Source organism: Paracoccus sp. 08 (assembly GCF_024105395.1).
GTDB lineage: Bacteria > Pseudomonadota > Alphaproteobacteria > Rhodobacterales > Rhodobacteraceae > Paracoccus > Paracoccus marcusii.
The window spans coordinates 62,328-80,018 of sequence record NZ_WEKR01000006.1; the positions used below are offsets into that span (position 1 = coordinate 62,328).

Below are 17,691 nucleotides of genomic sequence, written 5' to 3' on the forward strand. Positions count from 1 at the left end.
GTCCTCAGATGATCCGGGTCAGCAGGCCCGCGGCCAGGCGCGCACGCTCGGGCAGGCTGTCGATCTCGATATGTTCGTCCAGCGTATGCAGGCCGCGGCCGCGCACGCCGATGCTGTCCAGCGTCGGCACGCCCATCGCGCCGGTGAAGTTGCCGTCCGACCCGCCGCCCGACCGGTCCGAGGACAGCTCGAACCCGATCTGCGCCGACAGGTCGCGCGCGAGGTCATACAGCGCCATTGTGCCCGGCTGCGGCTCCCAGACCGGGCGGGTGACGCCGCGGGTGACGGTGAATTCCACCCCGTCCCGTTCGCCCTGCAGCGCCAGCATGGCCGCAACGCCGCGGTCCAGGTCGGCTTGCGTCTTGGCCATGGACAGGACCTCGGCCCGGCATTCCGAGGCCACGCAGTTCACCCATTGCCCGGCATGGATCACGCCCACGGAAAAGGTGCAGTCCTCGGTGGTCATCGCCTCGATCTCCAGGATGCGGCGAGCCATGGCGGTGATAGCCGACCGCCCGTCCTTCAGCGCCCAGCCCGCATGGCTGGGCCGGCCATGGGTCAGCAGGTCGAACCGCGCGATGGCGTATCGCCCGATCACCGCGCCCCCGTCGGGCAGCGCGGGTTCGGGCAGCAGCACGGCGCGCTGGCCGCGGGCGGCATCCTCGATCAGCCCGCGGGTGGCGGGGGTGCCGACCTCCTCGTCGGGGGTGAACAGGAACGTGACCGGCAAGGGCGTGGTCAGCCCGGCCCGCGCGATCTGGCGCATCGCCTCCAGAAAGACGTAATTGCCGCCCTTCATGTCCATGATGCCCGGCCCCCAGGCCTTGCCGTCCTGGACGCGGAAGGGCAGCTTCTCCAGCGTGCCCAGGGGATGGACCGTGTCCATGTGCCCCGACACCAGGATGCCCGGCTTGCCCTGGTCGGCATGCGGGAAGGTCGCGCGGATCGAGGTGCCGAAGCCCTTGGTGCCCGGCACCGTCTCGACCGTGGCACCGATCGCGGACAGATCGCGCGCGGCCAGGTCCATCATCCGGCTGACGGCGGCGGCGTCCCAGGTCGGGCTTTCGCATTCGATCCAGGGGCGCAGGCCCGTCAGCATCTCCTCCGCGTCGAAGGGCAGATCCAACGCGCTCATGCCGCCACCGGCAGGCGGCGTTCGATCAGCCGGGCATAGATCGACGCGCCGACCGGCAGGATGCCCTCGTCCAGCACGAAGCCCGGATTGTGCAGGGGCACAGTGCCCGCATGGCCCAGGTTGCCATAGGCGCCGGGGACCTGCTGCAGCATGTCGGCGAAATCCTCGGACCCGGTGAAGGGCTGGGAATCGTCGCGCACATTGTCCGCGCCCAGCACGTCGGCCGCGGCCTGGGTCCAGGCGTCCGACAGGTCGGCATCGTTCACCAGCACGTCGAAGATCTCGCGGAACTCGCAGGTGATCCGCAGGTCGAAGGCCTGTGCGGCACCCTCGCAGATGGCGCGCATCCGCGCCTGCATCAGGTCGCGGACCTCGGGGCGGAAAAAGCGGATCGTGCCGGCAAGGGTCGCGGTCTCGGGCACCACGTTATAGGCGCTGCCTGCATGGATCTGGGTCACCGACAGCACGGCCTGATCCAGCGGCGCGACGTTGCGGCCCAGGATCGTCTGGAACTGCCCGACCAGCCCCGATGCCGCGACCAGCGCGTCGCGCGACTGCTGCGGCATGGCGGCATGGCTGCCCTTGCCCGTCACGGTGATGTCGAAGAAGGACGCCCCCGCCATGGCCGGCCCCTTGCACAGCGTCGCGCGGCCCGGCCGGCCGGTCGGCTGGTTGTGCATGCCATAGACCTCGTCGACCGGAAAGCGCTGGAACAGCCCGTCGGCGATCATGGCGCGGGCGCCGCCCAGACCCTCCTCGGCGGGCTGGAAGATCAGGACCGCGGTGCCGTCGAAATTGCGCGTCCGCGCCAGATACTGCGCGGCGCCCAACAGCATGGTCGTGTGCCCGTCATGGCCGCAGGCATGCATCCTGCCGGCCCGGGTCGAGGCATGGGGCAGCCCCGTCGCCTCCTGGATCGGCAGCGCGTCCATGTCGGCATGCAGACCGATGCGCCGGTTGCCCTGGCCCCGGCCATGCACGATGCCCACGACACCGGTCCTGCCCACGCCCTCGTGAACCTCGTCCACGCCCCATTCGCGCAGCTTGGCCGCGACGACCGCGCTGGTGCGGACCTCCGCCATGCCGATCTCCGGGTGCGCGTGCAGGTCGCGGAAGATCTCGGTCAGTTCCGGGACGGCGGCATCGATCTCAGGCAGGTTCGGCATGTCTCACCTCTGGCATGGCACGGAAGTTCTGGAAGTCCCATGACCGGCCGGGGGCGGCCTCGATCAGGGCGCGGGTATAGGGATGGGCGGGGGCGGCCAGCACCTCGCCCGCGGGGCCGTGTTCCACGACGGCGCCGCGTTGCATGACGATCACCTCGTCGCAGATCTGGGCGGCGACGCGCAGATCGTGGGTGATGAAGACGATGGCGATGCCCAGGTCGCGCTGCAGCTGGTCCAGAAGGTCCAGCACCTGCGCCTGCACCGACACGTCCAGCGCCGACACGGCCTCGTCCGCGACCAGCACGTCAGGGCGCATCATCACCGCGCGGGCGATCGCGATGCGCTGCCGCTGCCCGCCCGAGAACTGGTGCGGATAGCGGGCCAGCGCGTCGGCGGGCAGGCCCACGACGCCCATCAGGCGCGCGGCCTCGGCCATCGCGTCCGCACGGCTGGTGCCATAGTTCAATGGCCCTTCGATCAGGCTCTCGCCGATGGTCCAGCGCGGGTTCAGTGACCGCATCGGGTCCTGGAACACCACCTGCAGCTTCTGGCGGTGCGGGCGCAACGCGCCGCGTGACAGGCCCGCGATGTCGGCATCGTCCAGCAGGATGCGCCCCGAGCTGGGGTCGATCAGCCGCATGATGCAGCGCGCGACGGTGGACTTGCCGGACCCGCTCTCGCCGACGATCCCCAAGGTGCGGCCGCGCGACAGGGCGAAGGTCACGTCCTTGGCGGCATGCGCTTGCGGAAGCTTCCGCAGGATGCCGCCGCCGCCATAGATCTTGTTCAGCCGCTCGACCCGCAGGACGGCATCCGCCGCCTGGGGCCGGGCTTCGCGGGGCGACAGGCTGGGCACGGCCTTCAGCAGCTTGCGGGTATAGTCCGCCTGCGGGCTGCGCAGCAGCGTCTCGACCGCGCCGTGTTCGACGATCTCTCCCTGCTTCATGACATAGACGGTGTCGGCGATCTCGGCGACGACGCCCATGTCGTGGGTGATGAACAGCACCGCCGTGCCGTGGCCCTTCTGCAATTCGTCGATCAGCGCCAGGATCTGCTTCTGCGTGGTCACGTCCAGCGCGGTCGTGGGTTCGTCCGCGATCAGCAGGACGGGTTCCAGAACCAGCGCCATCGCGATCATGATCCGCTGGCGCTGGCCGCCCGACAGCTGATGCGGATAGCTGCGGAAGATGCGCTCGACATCGGGCAGATGGACCTGCTCCATGATTGCCACGGCGCGACGGCGGCGTTCCGCGGCGGGCAGGTCGGTGTGCAGCTCCATCACCTCCATGATCTGGTCGCCCACGCGCAGGACCGGGTTCAGCGCGGTCATGGGCTCTTGGAAGATCATCGCGACGCGGGCCGCGCGCAGGTCGCGCATCTCGGCCTGTGTCAGGGGCAGCAGGTCGCGGCCCTGCAACTGGATCGTGCCCCCCGCGACGCGCAGCGCGTCAGGCAGCAGCCCCATGATCGCCAGCGAGGTGACGGATTTCCCCGACCCGGATTCGCCCACCAGGCAGACGGTCTCGCCGGCGCGGATGGTCACGTCGATGCCCTTGAGGACCGCGGGGTTTCCCGGCGTCTCGGGCAGGGTCACGGTCAGGTCGCGGGCCTGCAGCACCACGTCGGCCGCGTCGAAATTGCGTGTCTTGAACTGCATCAGCCTGCCCTTTTCTTCAGCCGCGGGTCCAGCATGTCGCGTGCCGCATCGCCCAGAAGGTTGATCGACAGGATGCACAGGGATAGCGCAATGCCCGGATAGAGGATCAGCTCCGGCTTGATGCGGAAGAACAGCCGACCCTCGGCCATGATGTTGCCCCAGGTGGGGGTCTCGGTGCTGACGCCTGCGCCCAGGAAGGACAGGATCGCCTCGGTCAGGATGGCGCTGGCCAGGATGTAGGTGCCCTGCACGATCAGGGGCGCGGTGGTGTTCGGCACCAGGTGGCGTACCAGGATCTTGCGCATCGGTGTGCCAAGCGCGATCGCGGCCTCGACATAGGGTTCCTCGCGCGCGGAGAGGACCACGGCGCGGACCAGGCGCACGACGCGGGGGATCTCTGGGATGGTGATCGCGGCGATGACCGATCCGACCGACGGGCCGTTCAGCGCCACTAGCGCGATGGCCAGCAGGATCGAGGGGATCGCCATAAGCGCGTCCATCGCCCGCATGATGATCGCGTCCGCCGTGCGGAAGAAGCCCGCGATCATGCCGATGATCAGACCCAGCAGGACCGACACCACCGCCGTGGCGATGCCGATGATCAGCGATAGCTGTCCGCCGATCAGCACGCGGCTGAAGATGTCGCGGCCGAAATTGTCGGTGCCAAGGGGATGGCCCTCGATCGGGGCCTGCAGGCGGGCCATGGGGTTCATCGCCAGCGGGTCGTGCGGTGCGATCCAGCCCGCCAGCAGCGTCAGGACGACGATGACGGCCAGCACCAGCGCCGCGATCTTGCTGCCTGCGCCCAGATGCGGCAGGCGCAGCGCGCGCAGGACCGGCTGCATCGCCGAGGTCGGTTGCGGTACCTGTGCCATCAGTAACGGATCCTTGGGTCAAAGAGGCTGTAGCTGAGGTCGATCAGCAGGTTCACCAGCACATAGAGAAAGCTGGTCAGCAGGATCATCGCCTGGATGACCGGATAGTCGCGGGCCAGGATCGCATCGACCGTCAGGCGGCCGACGCCGGGGATGTTGAAGACGGTCTCGGTCACCACCACGCCCCCGATCAGCAGGGCAAAGCCGGTGCCGATCACGGTCAGGATCGGGACGGCCGCGTTCTTCAGCGCGTGGCGGAACAGGACGGTGCGTTCCGGGGCCCCCTTGGCGCGTGCGGTGCGGATATAGTCTTCGCCCAGCACCTCCAGCATGTTGGCCCGCGTCATGCGCGCGATCAGCGCGACATAGATGGTGGACAGCGTCAGCGCGGGCAGGAACGCATTTGACAGAAACCCGCCCAGGCCCGACGACAGGGGCGTGTATCCCTGCACCGGGAACCAGCCCAGCTGCAGCGAGAAGACCAGGATGAACAGGTATCCGATCACGAAGACCGGCACCGAAAATCCCAGGACCGAGAAGGTCATCACCGCGTAATCGGCCATGCTGCGATGCTTCCACGCGGCCAGCACGCCCATCGGCACGGCGATCGCGACCGACATCACGATGGTCAGCACCGCGATGGACAGGGTCGGCGCGATGCGGTCGGCAACCATCGTGGCCACCGGCGTGTTCGAGATCAGCGACACGCCCAGATCGCCCCGCAGCAGCTGTCCGACCCAGGTCACGAACTGGATGTGCAGCGGGTCGTTCAGGCCCATGGCCTCGCGGATGCGCTCCAGCTGGGCGGGGGTCGCCATGTCGCCCGCGATGATCGCGGCCGGGTCGCCCGGCGTCAGGCGCAGCAGCAGGAAGACGAAGACGGCGACCAGCAGCATCACCGGAATGACGGCCAGAATGCGCCGCAGGATGTACCCCAGCATCAGGTTTCTCCGATCAGGTGGGTGGGGGGCAGCGGGACCGCCCCCTGCTTTCGATCACTTGGACTTCTGCAGGCCCCAGAAGACCGGCACGGGCGAGTTGATCATCTCGGTGATCGTGGTGCGGCGGGCCTGCGGCAGGGTGTACTGACCGAGGGGGATCAGCAGGCCGTTCTCAAGGGCATGGGCCTGAATCTTCTCGGCGACCGCGGCCTGGGCTGCGGCGTCGGGGGCGTCGATGAACTCTTCCTTGAGACCCTCGATGGTCTCGTCGGTGGGCCAGCCGAACCAGGCATCGTCGCCGCGTCCGTTCAGCATCGGGTTCGAGATCGGGTTCGAGATCTCCGGCMCCATCCAGTTTGTGATGAACACGTTCCAGCCCCCCTCGGCCGGGGCCGCCTGGCTGGCGCGGCGGGTGACCAGCGTCTGCCAGTCCATCGGCTGCAGCTCGACCTGGAACCCGGCCTCGCGCAGCATCTGCGACACGACAACGGGCTGGGTGGCCAGCGCCACCATGTCGGTGGGCGCCATCAATACGACCGGCGTGCCGTCATAGCCCGCCTGTTCCAGCAGCGCCCGCGCCTCCTCGGCGCCGCCGCCCTGGGTCAGGGTTTCGGTGCCGGTCGCGTTCTCCAGTGGTGTGCCGCAGCCCAGGATGGCGCCGCAGACCGAATAATATTCGGGGTTGCCGACCATCGCGGCCAGGACCGGTTCCTGGGTGATCGCTTTGATGGCCGCCTGGCGGACCTGGACGTTGTCGAAGGGCGGGTGCAGGAAGTTCATCCGCGTCATCGTCTGCATGCCGGTCGGCTCGCGCGTTTCGACGACGATGTTCGGATCACCCTCCAGCAGCGGGATCAGGTCGACCTGCATCGCCTCGATATAGTCGATCTCTCCGCCCGACAGCGCGTTCACGGCGGTCTGGACGTCGGGCATGTTGACCCATTCGACGCGGTCAACATTGACGACCTTGCCGCCGGCCATCCAGTCGGCGGGTTCGTCGCGCGGCACGTATTCGTCGAACTTCTCGTAGACGACCATCAGCCCCGGCTGGAACTCCGCCTCGACAAAGCGGAACGGCCCCGAGCCCACGTATTCGGTGATCGCCTCGTCGGCCGAGGTCTCGGCCACGCGGGCGGGCATGATGAAGGGGGGCAGGGCCGACTGCTTGGACAGCACGTCCAGCATCGGCACGAAGGGTTCGGTCAGCGTCCAGGTGATCGTCTTGTCATCGGTCGCGTCAAGGCTGGCGGTGCGGTCCATGATGACCTGTCCGCCCGCGTCCTTCTGCCCCCACCGCTGCAGCGAGGCCACGGCATCGGCCGCCGTCACCGGCGCGCCGTCATGGAAGGTTAGCCCGTCGCGCAGCGTGAAGGTATAGGTCAGCTGATCGTCCGAGATGGTCCAGTCGGCCATCTGCGGCTGCGGCTGGAAGTCGGAATCCTGCGCGATCAGCACGTCGTAGATCATGTAGGCGTGGTTGCGCGTGATGTGGGCGGTGGTGATCACGGGGTCCAGCACGCGCAGGCCGGAATGCATCACGGCCTTGACGGTGGTCTCGGCCCAGGCCGCGCCTGTCAGCATGGTCGAGGCCAGAAGCGTGGCAGCCAATTTCTTGAGCATGGTGTCCTCTCTGTTGAACGGGTCCGCGGGGTGATCTTGGCGTCAGCCTTGCGCGGGGGGTGTGAAGGGTGCGCCGCTCGGCTCCAGCCGGATGCCGGGGGCAAGGTTGCGAAAGGGCAGGCTGGCCGGGCTGACGGGCATGGGCCCGGGCGCGGCGCAGGTCAGGATCGCCGCCGCGATGGGGGCGAAATCGGCACGGAAATGGTTCGAGCTTTTTACGACCAGGATGGCCTGCTCCTCGGGAACGATCCCCAGGAAGCGGAACATCTGCCGATCCGCCATCTGCGCCTTTTCCGACGCGACGGCGACCCGCACGCCCCCGATGCTGAGGCAGGCCGACGGCCCAAGCGCCAGATGCGCGCCGCCATAGAACGGGCCCGTGGCATAGCAGGCCCCGCTGGACAGCGCGTCCACCGTGAACCGGCCCTGAAATGGCGCATCGCCCGGAATGCCGGACCGACCGCCCAGGGCCAGATCGATGGTCGCGCCCACCCCCGCGTCATGGGCCGCCGCCGCCGCCTCCGGATCGATGATCAGTCCGATGGCGGCGTCCCGGGCATCAGCCTCGACCAGGGCGCGCAGCATGCCGGTCGTGTCGGAATTGCCGCCTGCGCCGGGATTGTCCTGCGTGTCGACCAGGATCACCGGCCGATCGGTGGCGCGGCGCATCGCCTCTGCCACCCCGCCCGCGGGGCTAAGGCATTCGCCGCGGAACGCGGGTTCGGCCTCGCGCAGGGCCTGTGCCAGGCCGTCGGCCATCGCATCGGCCTGTGCCTGCGTCTGGGCATAGGCGATGACCGAGGGGCGGCAGTCGGCGAAATCGGCCGCAGGAAACCCCATGAACAGCGACGCACAGCCCTGACCGTCGCAGGCGGCAACCCGGTCATAAAGCCCGGCTGCGGGTTGTGCATCGGTCGCCTGCCACGCGATCGGGATCAGAAAATCCAGCTGCCGGAATGCCTTGGCGTTGGGCGCGCCGCTCATCAGGCGGTCCAGTTGCTGAGCCGCACGATGCCCGGTCAGGGCCATGTCGACATGCGGGTAGGTGCGAAACCCCACCATCAGGTCGGCATTGTCCACCATCCGCGCCGTGATGTTGCCGTGCAGGTCCAGCGCCGCGACGACAGGCGTATTCGGCCCGACTGCCTGGCGCACCCGCTCCAACAGCAGGCCTTCGCCGTCCGGCGCCCCATCGGCCACCATCGCGCCATGCAGGTCCATAAAGACGCCGTCCAGTGGCCCCGCATCGCGCAGGCCCTGGACGATCTCCTCGGTCAGGGCGGCGTAGCAATCGGCGGTCACCGGGGCCGATGGGACCGCGCCCGCCCAGACGACGGGCACCATCTGCCAGCCCTGCTTTTCGCCATGCGCGATGACACCGGCGATCGGCAGGTTCACGTCCCGTGCACGCTCGATGATCTGCGCCCCGCGGCACAGCGGCAGATAGCCGCCGCCCTGTTCAAAGGCCGCCATGTCGGCGGGGCTTGGGGCAAAGGAATTGCTTTCATGAACGAAGCCCGCAAGGGCAATTCGCAAAGGACGGGCAGGAATCGTCTGGGTTAGCAATGTATTGTCATCCGATACAGTTGCATTGTATCACGAGTGTATTAACCCAAAATTGATCATGTCAACGTCGGAGATTGCATGCAGCGCAAGAATCGCGATCCGGACGGTCCGCAGGCAGAGAATGCCTTGTTCGTCCAATCCCTTGCCCGCGGAATGAGCGTTCTGGAAGCGTTTCGCGATGCTGACGGGGCACTGTCGCTTGGCCAGATCGCCACGCGGACCGGGCTGACGCGCAGCGCGGCGCAGCGTCTGGTGCACACATTTCGCACGCTGGGCTATCTGACGCTGGCCGAGGATGGTCGCGGCTTTCGTCTGGACCTGCCGATCCTGGACCTGACGCACGACTATCTGCGCCTGAACCCGCTGGTGCGTCGCGCCAGTCCGATCCTGCTGGACCTGCGTCGCAACGTCCGCGAACGGGTCGACCTGTCGCTCTTCGATGGTCAGCGCATGGTCTATGCCGCCCGGATGCAAAGCAAGCGCGAGACGTTCTTTGCGACCTTGGTGGGCAACAGCGTGCCCACGACCTGCACGTCGGGTGGTTGGGCCGTCATGGCGATGCTGCCCCCGACCGAGGTCGACCAGATCCTGGACCAGGCCAGTCTTCAGCCGCTGACACCACGAACGCTGACCGATCCCCAGGCGATCCGCGACCAGGTCGCGCTGGCGCGAGAGGCCGGCCACGCGCTGGCGCTGGAGCAGATCCTGATGGGAGAGGTGGCCCTTGGCGTGGCGATCCCGGACGCATCGGGCCGGCCGATCGCCGCGATCCACATCGCCGGATCGCTGTCGGAGTGGGATCCGGAGGAGTTCCGCCGCCGCAACGCACCCTTGGCCGCAGAGGCCGTGCGCAGCATCATGTCGGCGTAGGCGACATCATGTATGGCAGCCAAGTACGGCTGATTATTCGACTTTCTGGATATTGGCTGGGGCGGTAGGATTCGAACCTACGGTACACGGTACCAAAAACCGATGCCTTACCACTTGGCCACGCCCCAACTGTGGAGGGTGATTACCCAAGCCCGCAGATGGGTGCAAGACGAAAAATGCAGAAATCTTGCCCCCGTCCCAAAGCCCCGGTATCGACGCGCCATGGAACATGCCGATATCGTCATTCTGGGGGCCGGGGCGGCCGGATTATTCTGCGCAGGCTCTGCCGTCGCGCAGGGCAGGCGGGTCGTGGTGCTGGATCATGCGCCGACGCCCGCCGAAAAGATCCGCATTTCCGGCGGCGGGCGGTGCAATTTCACCAACCTTGCGACCGGGCCGGACCGTTTCCTGTCGGACAACCCGCGCTTCGCAGCCAGCGCCCTGGCGCGGTATCGTCCGCAGGCCTTCGTCGATCTGGTCGACCGGGCGGGAATCGCCTGGCATGAAAAGACCCAGGGGCAGCTGTTCTGTGACGGCAAGGCAACGCAGATCACCGACATGCTGCTGGACCGCATGGCCGGGGTGGACCTGCGCCTTGGCACGCGCATCGACGGCGTCAGCCAGGATGGTGATCGGTTCGTGGTCGCGAGCTCCGGCGGGCCGATCAGCACGGGACGGGTCGTTGTGGCGACGGGCGGCAAGTCGATTCCCAAGATCGGCGCGACGGGGCTAGGCTATGATCTGGCGCGCCAGTTCGGGTTGCGGCTTGTCGATACGCGGCCCGCGCTGGTGCCGCTGACCTTTGCGGAGCAGGATCTGGCGCTGTGCCGTCCGCTGGCCGGACTGTCGGTCGAGGCGCGGATCACGCATGGCAGGGGCAGCTTTCGCGATGCGCTGCTGTTCACGCATCGCGGGTTGAGCGGCCCGGTGATCCTGCAGATCTCAAGCTTCTGGCAGGCGGGCGAGGTGCTGACCATCGATCTTGCGCCCGACCGCGACATCGCCGCCGACCTGAAGGCCGCACGCGGCGGCAAGGCGCAGGTGGCGACCGTCCTGGCCCAGATGCTGCCGGAACGCCTTGCCCAATCCGTGGCGGCGGACGCGGGCTTGGCACAGGCGCGGCTGGCCGATCAGCCGAACGCCCGGCTGGACGCGCTGGGCGCGCGCGTGAACCGATGGCAGGTCCGACCCGTGGGGACCGAAGGCTATCGCACCGCCGAAGTGACCTTGGGCGGCGTGGATACGCGCGATCTGGATGCGCGGACCATGCAGGCGCGGCGGTTTCCCGGTCTGGCATTCATCGGCGAATGCGTCGACGTGACGGGGTGGCTGGGCGGCTATAATTTTCAGTGGGCCTGGGCGTCAGCGGATGCCGCCGGGCGCGCCGCCTAGGTCCGTGGCGTCGGGCTGAGCAGGTCGCGCCCGTCATCGATGCGACCCCGTTCGACCATCTCCTCGAACGCGGCGTCGGGGTTCAGGTCGGACAGGCGCGCATCGGCGGGGCGTGAGGGGCGGGCAGGGCTTGGACGCGCCTCCGCTTCGGGCTGTTCCAGGCGGATGCGGTGGACGGGTTCCGGCACCAGATAGCCCTTGCTGTCCAGCGCATGGCGCAGCAGGCGAAACGCCTCTCCGCGCGCCAGGTCGAAATCGGTGCCGTCCTGCGAGACCCAACCCCCGGCGCGGATGACCACGTGATCCGGTCCCTGGGCATCCAGCCAGGCAACAGGTTCGGGACGCTTCAGCACGAAATCCATCCCCGCCAGCGCCCTGAGCACCAGATCGCGCGCGCGGCCCAGATCGGCGCCGGGGTCGATGGTCAGGTCGACCATGAAGCGACGTTCGGGGTTGCGCGTGTAATTGGTCAGGACGGCCTTGTAGATGATCTGGTTCGGGATGCGGATATGATTGCCGTCCAGCGTCAGCAGGGTGGTGCCGCGACTGGTCAGGCGGATCACCCGACCGCGCAAACCGTTCACCTCGATCAGGTCGTTCGGGTTGAAGGGTTGGCGCAGCGACAGCAGCATCGTAGCCACGAATCCTTCGATCGTGTCGCGGGCCGCAAAGGACAGCGACAGGCCGAAGATTCCCGCCGCACCCAGCAATGTCCCCAACAGCGCCCGCGCGCCCATCAGGTCCAGCGCCACGACAAGCGCCACGATCCATGCGGTCAGCCTGATCGTCTGCGCCAGAAATCCGGCGATGAAGGGGTTCGGTGCGATCCCCGACAGGGTTCGTTCCCGCCGCGACAGCCAGCCGCCGGCCAGCACGATTATCGCCCCCACGGCCAGGCCCAGTGCCATGAAGGGCAGGCCCGCGATGACCGCGGTCAGGCGGGACTGAAACCTGTCACGGACCGAGACCAGCCGCGTGCCCAGGTCTGTAGACAGGGTAACCTGATCCTCGATCGCGACGACCCCCTCGACGCGCGCCAGCAGCGATTCAAGGCGCGAAATGGTCTGTTGTTCGGTCACCTCGCCGACAAGGGTCACGATCCCCGCATCGACGCTGGCACGGACGCCATCGAATTCAGGGACTTGCGCCAGGATGCTGGAAATCCGTGACAGGATTGCCAAGTCCGTCGCTCGGTTGTCCTGCGTCGAGATCGCGCCACTTGGCGTCGACGGTGCTGATGGATCGACGACCTGGGCGGCCACGGGGGCCGCCAGCGTCAACAGGATCAGCAGTACGCGGATCATGCCGGGAGCGGGTCGGCCTTTGCCAGCCGGTCGAAGGCCATCAGCGATGCGATCAACGCGGGCATACGGTCCAGCGGGATCATGTTCGGCCCGTCGGACGGCGCGGTGTCTGGGGCTTCGTGCGTTTCGATGAAGACGCCGGCCACACCCAGGGCCACCGCGGCCCGTGCGATGACCGGGGCGAATTCACGTTGTCCGCCCGAACTGCCGCCCTGACCGCCCGGCTGCTGGACCGAATGGGTCGCGTCCATGATCACCGGATAGCCGGTCCGCGCCATGATCGGCAGCGACCGCATGTCGGCGACCAAGGTGTTATAGCCGAAGCTGGCCCCGCGTTCGGTCAGCAGGATGTTCCCGTTCCCGGTCGAGGCGACCTTGTCCGCGACGTTGGGCATGTCCCAGGGGGCCAGGAACTGACCCTTCTTGATGTTGACCACCGCGCCGGTGCGGCCCGCAGTCAGCAACAGGTCGGTCTGGCGGCACAGAAAGGCGGGGATCTGGATCACATCGACCACCTGCGCGGCGCGCACCGCCTGGTCCGCGTCATGGATGTCGGTCAGCACGGGGCAGCCGAACCTTTCGCGGACCGCGGCCAGGATCTCCAGCCCCTCGTCGATGCCTAAGCCCCGGCGACCCGACAAAGAGGTGCGGTTCGCCTTGTCATAGCTGGCCTTGAAGACAAAGGACGCCCCGGCATCGGTACAGGCCTTGGCCATCACTTCGGCGATCATCAGCGCGTGGTCCAGGCTTTCCAGCTGGCAGGGTCCGGCGATCACCGTCAGCGGCAGGTCGTTGCCGCAAGTGATCGAACCGATGGGGATATGCTTGGCAGTCGTCATGTCGATACCTGTTCGCGTAGGATGGAGGCCGTCAGCGACAGCATCAGATAGATACCCGAAAACACCAGGAATGCCACCAGGGTGTTCTGGAACGCGCGGGGATAGGTGGCCTCATCCGGCGGGATGGGCGCGATGGACAGCGACAGATAGCGGACCTGCTTATTCGCCTCGATGCGCGCGGTTTCCATCTGGGCGGCGGCGGCGGCCAGCATTTCCTGGCGCGTCAGCATCTCGGCCTCGGCAACGCGCAGCTCTCCGCCGATGGCGGCCAGAGAGTTGCGTGTGTCGTTGCCCTGCGTCAGCTGCTGGCGGGTCTGCGTGATCAGGTCGCGCAGGCGGGCGATGTCGCCCTCCACCGCATCGACGCGGCTTTGCAGGGGGCGGGCATTCGACTGCAACTGGCCCAGTTCCAGCTGCTTTTCGGCCAGTTGGCCCTCCAGCATGCTGACCTGCGCCATGACCACGCCGCTTTCCGCGACGGGGTCCAGGACGCCCAGCCTCTCCTGCAACTCCTGGACGCGAAGCTGGGCGGCCAGCATCTTCTCCTCGGCGTCCTGATAGGTCTCGCGCGCGCCGTCCATCTGGTCGGAGCGCATGCGTGAGGTCAGGGCGTCAACAAGCTGTTCCGCATAGGAAATCAGCGCGCGCGAGAACTGTTCGCTTAGCTGCGGGTCGGGCGCGATGACCTCCATGTTCAGCACGCCTTCGGTCGGGTCATAGCCGATCTTGACGGAATCCTTGTACAGGCTGAACGTGGCCTCGTTTGTGGCATCCGCGGGCAGGCGCTTGATCGCATCGACCGACGGGTCCTGGAAGGCGCGCCGGAAGCCCAGATCCTCGTCCAGCCGCAGCATCGCGTCGCGCGATGTCAGATAGCTTTGCACCGCGACCGCGTCCTGGTTCGTGCCCAGGCCCGACCCGCCCAGCATCCCGCTGAGCCCGCTGGCGCCGGATCCGCTTTCGGCCGACTGGATCTGGAACTGCGATACCGTTGCGTAAAGCGGAGAGGCATAGCGGCCGTAATAGATGCCGACCAGTGCGGTCGGCAGGAACACGAACAGCGCCAGCCGCATCGCCAGCATTGCCATGCGGCGGCGGCGGCGGCGGGCCAGGTCGCGCTGGATGCGATAGATTTCGGCGGCGCGCTTTTCTTCGGTCAGTTCCTCGCGGGACGGCAGGGCGGGGCGGCCGGGGGGCGCCGGGCTGCGGTCGGGTAGGATCGACGGCACGGGGGCCTGCCGCACGGCGGGCGCGTTGGGTGAGGGGGCGGCCTGCGCGCGCGTGCCCTCCGACGACAGGATGCTGCCGACGGCGGTGCGATGGGACGGATCGATCCCCCGCTCGCGCAGACGAAGCACGGCCTCCTCGGCCGAGGAAACCTCGATCTGGTGCAGGGCGGCGATGCGCTTGGCGATGCGCAGCTGGCGTTCGGTCAGCTTCTCCGCGCGGATGGCGGCCAGTCGCGCCTCCATGTCGCCAGAATCCGCAGGGGGGGCGGCCGGCATGTCCTTTTCGGGGGACGGCGCTGCGGGCTTGGTCAGGCGAAAATCACCCAGGCCGTCGTCGATCGGTTCGGTGGCCAGGAACCGTTCCAGCCGCGCCTGGCGTTCGGACGCGTCAGAGGCGGGGGCATCGCTGCGGCGCGCGACCTCCAACCGGGGCGGCGCGGGGCTGTCCGATGCGATCGGTTCCGCCGGCGGGGGCGTCTGGGGCGTGATCGAGGCCATCGCCTGCGTGTTGTACCGGCGCGCTTTAGGAGGTGTAGTCATAATATTGCTTGGCCTCGTCGAGGGTCTCGAACAGATACAGCCTGCCATCACGCAGGATCGCGGCGCGGTTGCAGAACTTCTCGATCGTGCTGGGCTGGTGGGACACGATCACCGTGGTCGCGGTCTGCAGCCGCTCGAACAGGACGCGACCGGCCTTGCGATTGAATTCCACATCCGTGGTCTGGGGCATGCCCTCGTCGATCAGGTAGATGTCGAAATCCAGCGCCAGCAGCAGCGAGAAGTTGAACCGTTGCCGCATGCCCGTGGAATAGGTGCCGACCGGCATGTCGAAATATTCGTGGATGTCGCACAGCCACCGCGTGAAGGCCGCGACGTAATCGGGGTCCAGCCCATAGATGCGCGCGATGTAACGCGCGTTCTCGTTGCCGGTGTGGCGCGTGACCAGGCCGCCCATGAACCCCAAAGGAAACGAGATGCGGCATTCGCGGCGGATCTTGCCTTCGTCGGGTTTTTCCAGCCCGCACATCATGTTCACCAGTGTGGTCTTGCCGGTGCCGTTGGGGGCCAGGATGCCAAGCGATTGCCCCAGCTCGACCCTGAACGAGGCCTGCTCGAGGATGATCTTGTGCTGCTTGCCGGTCCAGAAGGATTTGGACACATTGTCGAATTCAAGCATGGCCTTGTTGTACCAACGCGTTTCGGCACGAGGCGTGCCATGCCGGGTGCCTCGACTGCCAAGGCGACATTAGGGTGGGGCGGACGGGGTGTCCAGTCTTGCCATCGGGCCCGATAATTTGTGATCTGACCAGCCTTATATCGCCGCAATTTCGCCATAAATGCGACGCATGTATGATCACGACGCCCCGCTGGCCGACCGTATCCGTGCCTGCAGGCTGTGCGCGGACCGCTTTGCCGTGACCGCCACGCGCCATGCGCCCCGACCGGTGGTCTGGTTCCGGCCGGAAACGCGCATCCTGATCGTGGGGCAGGCGCCGGGGGCGCGGGTTCATGACAGCGGGCGACCCTTTACCGACCGTTCCGGCGACAGGCTGCGCGACTGGATGGGGGTGGAGCCGGACACCTTCTATGACCGCGACCGGATCTCGATCGTGCCGATGGCCTTCTGCTTTCCGGGTTACGACGCCAAGGGGTCGGACCTGCCGCCCCCGCCCATCTGCGCGGCGACGTGGCGGCGGCAGGTGATGGACCAGCTGAATCCGCAGCTGACCCTGCTGGTCGGCGGGCATGCGATGCGGTGGCTTCTGGGCGCGCGCAACGTAACGCAGACCGTCCGGGACTGGCGCACCCATGCGCCGGCGGTGTTTCCGCTGCCCCATCCCAGCTGGCGCAACACCGGATGGCTGCGCGCCAACCCGTGGTTCGCGACCGACCTGCTGCCCGTGCTGCGAGACCGGGTGGCGACCCTGCTGGGCTGATCAAGGCCAGGTCCACGCCCGGGATGCTTTGTGGCCGTGCGGGCTTGTGTTTCGCACACGCATCCGTGACGATAAGACCATCCAGCGGGAACGCGCCTGTCATGCCTTCCCGCCAATCATCGTTAGGGAGACGCCGACATGGGTAAATTGAAACCGATCCTGCTGAGCACCGCCATGGCACTGGGTGCCACGCCGCTGATGGCGCAGGAAGAACAGTTCATCACCATCGGCACCGGCGGCCAGACGGGCGTCTATTACGTCGTGGGTCAGTCGATCTGCCGCCTGGTGAACCGCGACACGGCGACCACCGGCCTGCGCTGCACCGCGCCCGCGACCGGTGGATCCATCGACAACATCAACCAGATCCGGTCCGGCGGCATGACGATGGGCGTTGCCCAGTCCGACTGGCAGTTCCACGCCTATAACGGCAGCTCGGACTATGAGGGCGATGCCTTCACCGACCTGCGCGCCGTGTTCGCCGTCCACCCCGAGCCCTTCACCGTCGTGGCCCGTGCCGACAGCGGCGTCGAGACCTTCACCGACCTGGCAGGCAAGCGCGTGAACGTCGGCAACCCCGGTTCCGGATCGCGCGGCACGTTCGAGGTCGTCCTGGAAGCCATGGGCATGAGCATGGACGACTTTGCGCTGTCGTCGGAACTGCGCCCCGCCGAACAGTCGGCCGCCCTGGGCGACAACCAGGTCGATGCCATCAGCTATACCGTGGGCCATCCCAACGGTTCGATCCAGGAGGCGACCTCGACCGTGGACGCGACCCTGGTCGACGTGTCCGGCGAGGCGATCGACAAGCTGATCGCGGACAATCCGTTCTATTCGAAGGTCGTGATCCCCGGCGGCATGTATGCCGGCAACGACGACGACACCGAGACCTTCGGCGTCAAGGCGACCTTCGTGACCTCGGCCGCGATCCCGGACGAGACGGTGTACCAGGTCGTCAAGGCGGTCTTCGACAACTTCGACCGCTTCAAGGGTCTGCACCCGGCCTTCGCCTCGCTGACCCCCGAGGAGATGATCGCCGACGGCAACAGCGCGCCCCTGCACCCCGGTGCCGAGCGCTACTATCGCGAACAGGGCTGGATCCAGTAATCCAGGCCTGACCGGGGCGGCCCAATCGGGCCGCCCTTCATCATGACCAACGAACA

At 67.3% G+C, this 17,691-nt stretch carries 15 protein-coding genes and 1 tRNA gene; 4 read left to right on the plus strand and 12 right to left on the minus strand.

Going from position 1 to position 17,691, the window contains the following annotated elements; genetic code table 11:
• Positions 1-4: 4 nt before the first annotated feature.
• From GBO37_RS03350 to GBO37_RS03380, 7 genes are read right to left on the minus strand one after another with little or no spacing between them, the layout of a single operon-like run.
• Positions 5-1,135 carry a M20/M25/M40 family metallo-hydrolase gene (locus GBO37_RS03350; RefSeq protein ID WP_252927226.1) on the minus strand — a complete coding sequence of 377 codons (1,131 nt, stop codon included), beginning with the start codon at positions 1,133-1,135 and terminating at the stop codon, positions 5-7.
• Entirely contained in the window at positions 1,132-2,301 is a 1,170-nt protein-coding gene (locus GBO37_RS03355; protein ID WP_252927228.1) for a M20 aminoacylase family protein, read from the minus strand. Before GBO37_RS03355 ends, GBO37_RS03350 begins: the two co-directional genes overlap by 4 nt.
• A complete protein-coding gene (locus tag GBO37_RS03360) occupies positions 2,285-3,958 on the minus strand; it encodes an ABC transporter ATP-binding protein (RefSeq protein ID WP_252927231.1) in 1,674 nt (557 codons plus the stop codon). Before GBO37_RS03360 ends, GBO37_RS03355 begins: the two co-directional genes overlap by 17 nt.
• The gene (locus GBO37_RS03365) at positions 3,958-4,833 is read right to left on the minus strand and encodes an ABC transporter permease (protein ID WP_045981691.1); all 876 of its coding nucleotides are present in this window, start codon (positions 4,831-4,833) and stop codon (positions 3,958-3,960) included. The genes GBO37_RS03360 and GBO37_RS03365 overlap by 1 nt, the downstream gene beginning before the upstream one ends.
• Positions 4,833-5,774, minus strand: a complete 942-nt coding sequence (locus GBO37_RS03370; RefSeq protein ID WP_045981692.1) for an ABC transporter permease — start codon at positions 5,772-5,774, stop codon at positions 4,833-4,835. The genes GBO37_RS03365 and GBO37_RS03370 overlap by 1 nt, the downstream gene beginning before the upstream one ends.
• 54 nt (positions 5,775-5,828) lie before the next feature.
• Positions 5,829-7,394: an ABC transporter substrate-binding protein gene (locus GBO37_RS03375; protein ID WP_252927233.1), complete on the minus strand. Its 1,566-nt coding sequence runs from the start codon at positions 7,392-7,394 to the stop codon at positions 5,829-5,831.
• Positions 7,395-7,436: 42 nt separating this feature from the next.
• A complete protein-coding gene (locus GBO37_RS03380) occupies positions 7,437-8,960 on the minus strand; it encodes a M81 family metallopeptidase (RefSeq protein ID WP_371927464.1) in 1,524 nt (507 codons plus the stop codon).
• A 78-nt stretch (positions 8,961-9,038) separates the two neighbouring features.
• Here GBO37_RS03380 and GBO37_RS03385 point away from each other — a divergent pair, with 78 nt between their 5' ends.
• Complete coding sequence (locus tag GBO37_RS03385) at positions 9,039-9,830, plus strand: IclR family transcriptional regulator (protein WP_252927238.1); 792 nt, start codon at positions 9,039-9,041, stop codon at positions 9,828-9,830.
• Between the two features lie 53 nt (positions 9,831-9,883).
• On the opposite strand, the gene GBO37_RS03390 is transcribed toward GBO37_RS03385, so the two are convergent.
• A tRNA-Gln gene (locus tag GBO37_RS03390) sits at positions 9,884-9,958 on the minus strand.
• A 94-nt stretch (positions 9,959-10,052) separates the two neighbouring features.
• On the opposite strand from GBO37_RS03390, the gene GBO37_RS03395 reads away from it, so the two are divergent.
• Positions 10,053-11,222 (plus strand): NAD(P)/FAD-dependent oxidoreductase, encoded by a 1,170-nt coding sequence (locus GBO37_RS03395; RefSeq protein WP_252927241.1) that lies wholly within the window; start codon positions 10,053-10,055, stop codon positions 11,220-11,222.
• Here the strand turns inward: GBO37_RS03395 and GBO37_RS03400 are convergent.
• The 4 genes from GBO37_RS03400 to GBO37_RS03415 are packed head-to-tail and all read right to left on the minus strand — an operon-like array spanning position 11,219 to position 15,771.
• Positions 11,219-12,526, minus strand: coding sequence for a mechanosensitive ion channel family protein (locus GBO37_RS03400; RefSeq protein WP_045998970.1), 1,308 nt, complete (start codon positions 12,524-12,526; stop codon positions 11,219-11,221). The genes GBO37_RS03395 and GBO37_RS03400 overlap by 4 nt on opposite strands.
• Positions 12,523-13,365, minus strand: coding sequence for a 3-deoxy-8-phosphooctulonate synthase (gene kdsA, locus GBO37_RS03405; protein WP_252927244.1), 843 nt, complete (start codon positions 13,363-13,365; stop codon positions 12,523-12,525). Before kdsA ends, GBO37_RS03400 begins: the two co-directional genes overlap by 4 nt.
• Positions 13,362-15,134, minus strand: a complete 1,773-nt coding sequence (locus tag GBO37_RS03410) for a capsule biosynthesis protein (RefSeq protein ID WP_127898723.1) — start codon at positions 15,132-15,134, stop codon at positions 13,362-13,364. The genes kdsA and GBO37_RS03410 overlap by 4 nt, the downstream gene beginning before the upstream one ends.
• Complete coding sequence (locus GBO37_RS03415) at positions 15,118-15,771, minus strand: ABC transporter ATP-binding protein (protein ID WP_045981699.1); 654 nt, start codon at positions 15,769-15,771, stop codon at positions 15,118-15,120. Before GBO37_RS03415 ends, GBO37_RS03410 begins: the two co-directional genes overlap by 17 nt.
• Positions 15,772-15,940: 169 nt before the next feature.
• On the opposite strand from GBO37_RS03415, the gene GBO37_RS03420 reads away from it, so the two are divergent.
• Positions 15,941-16,531 (plus strand): uracil-DNA glycosylase family protein, encoded by a 591-nt coding sequence (locus tag GBO37_RS03420; RefSeq protein ID WP_252927246.1) that lies wholly within the window; start codon positions 15,941-15,943, stop codon positions 16,529-16,531.
• Between the two features lie 138 nt (positions 16,532-16,669).
• Positions 16,670-17,635: a TAXI family TRAP transporter solute-binding subunit gene (locus GBO37_RS03425; protein WP_139085344.1), complete on the plus strand. Its 966-nt coding sequence runs from the start codon at positions 16,670-16,672 to the stop codon at positions 17,633-17,635.
• Positions 17,636-17,691 lie beyond the last annotated feature (56 nt).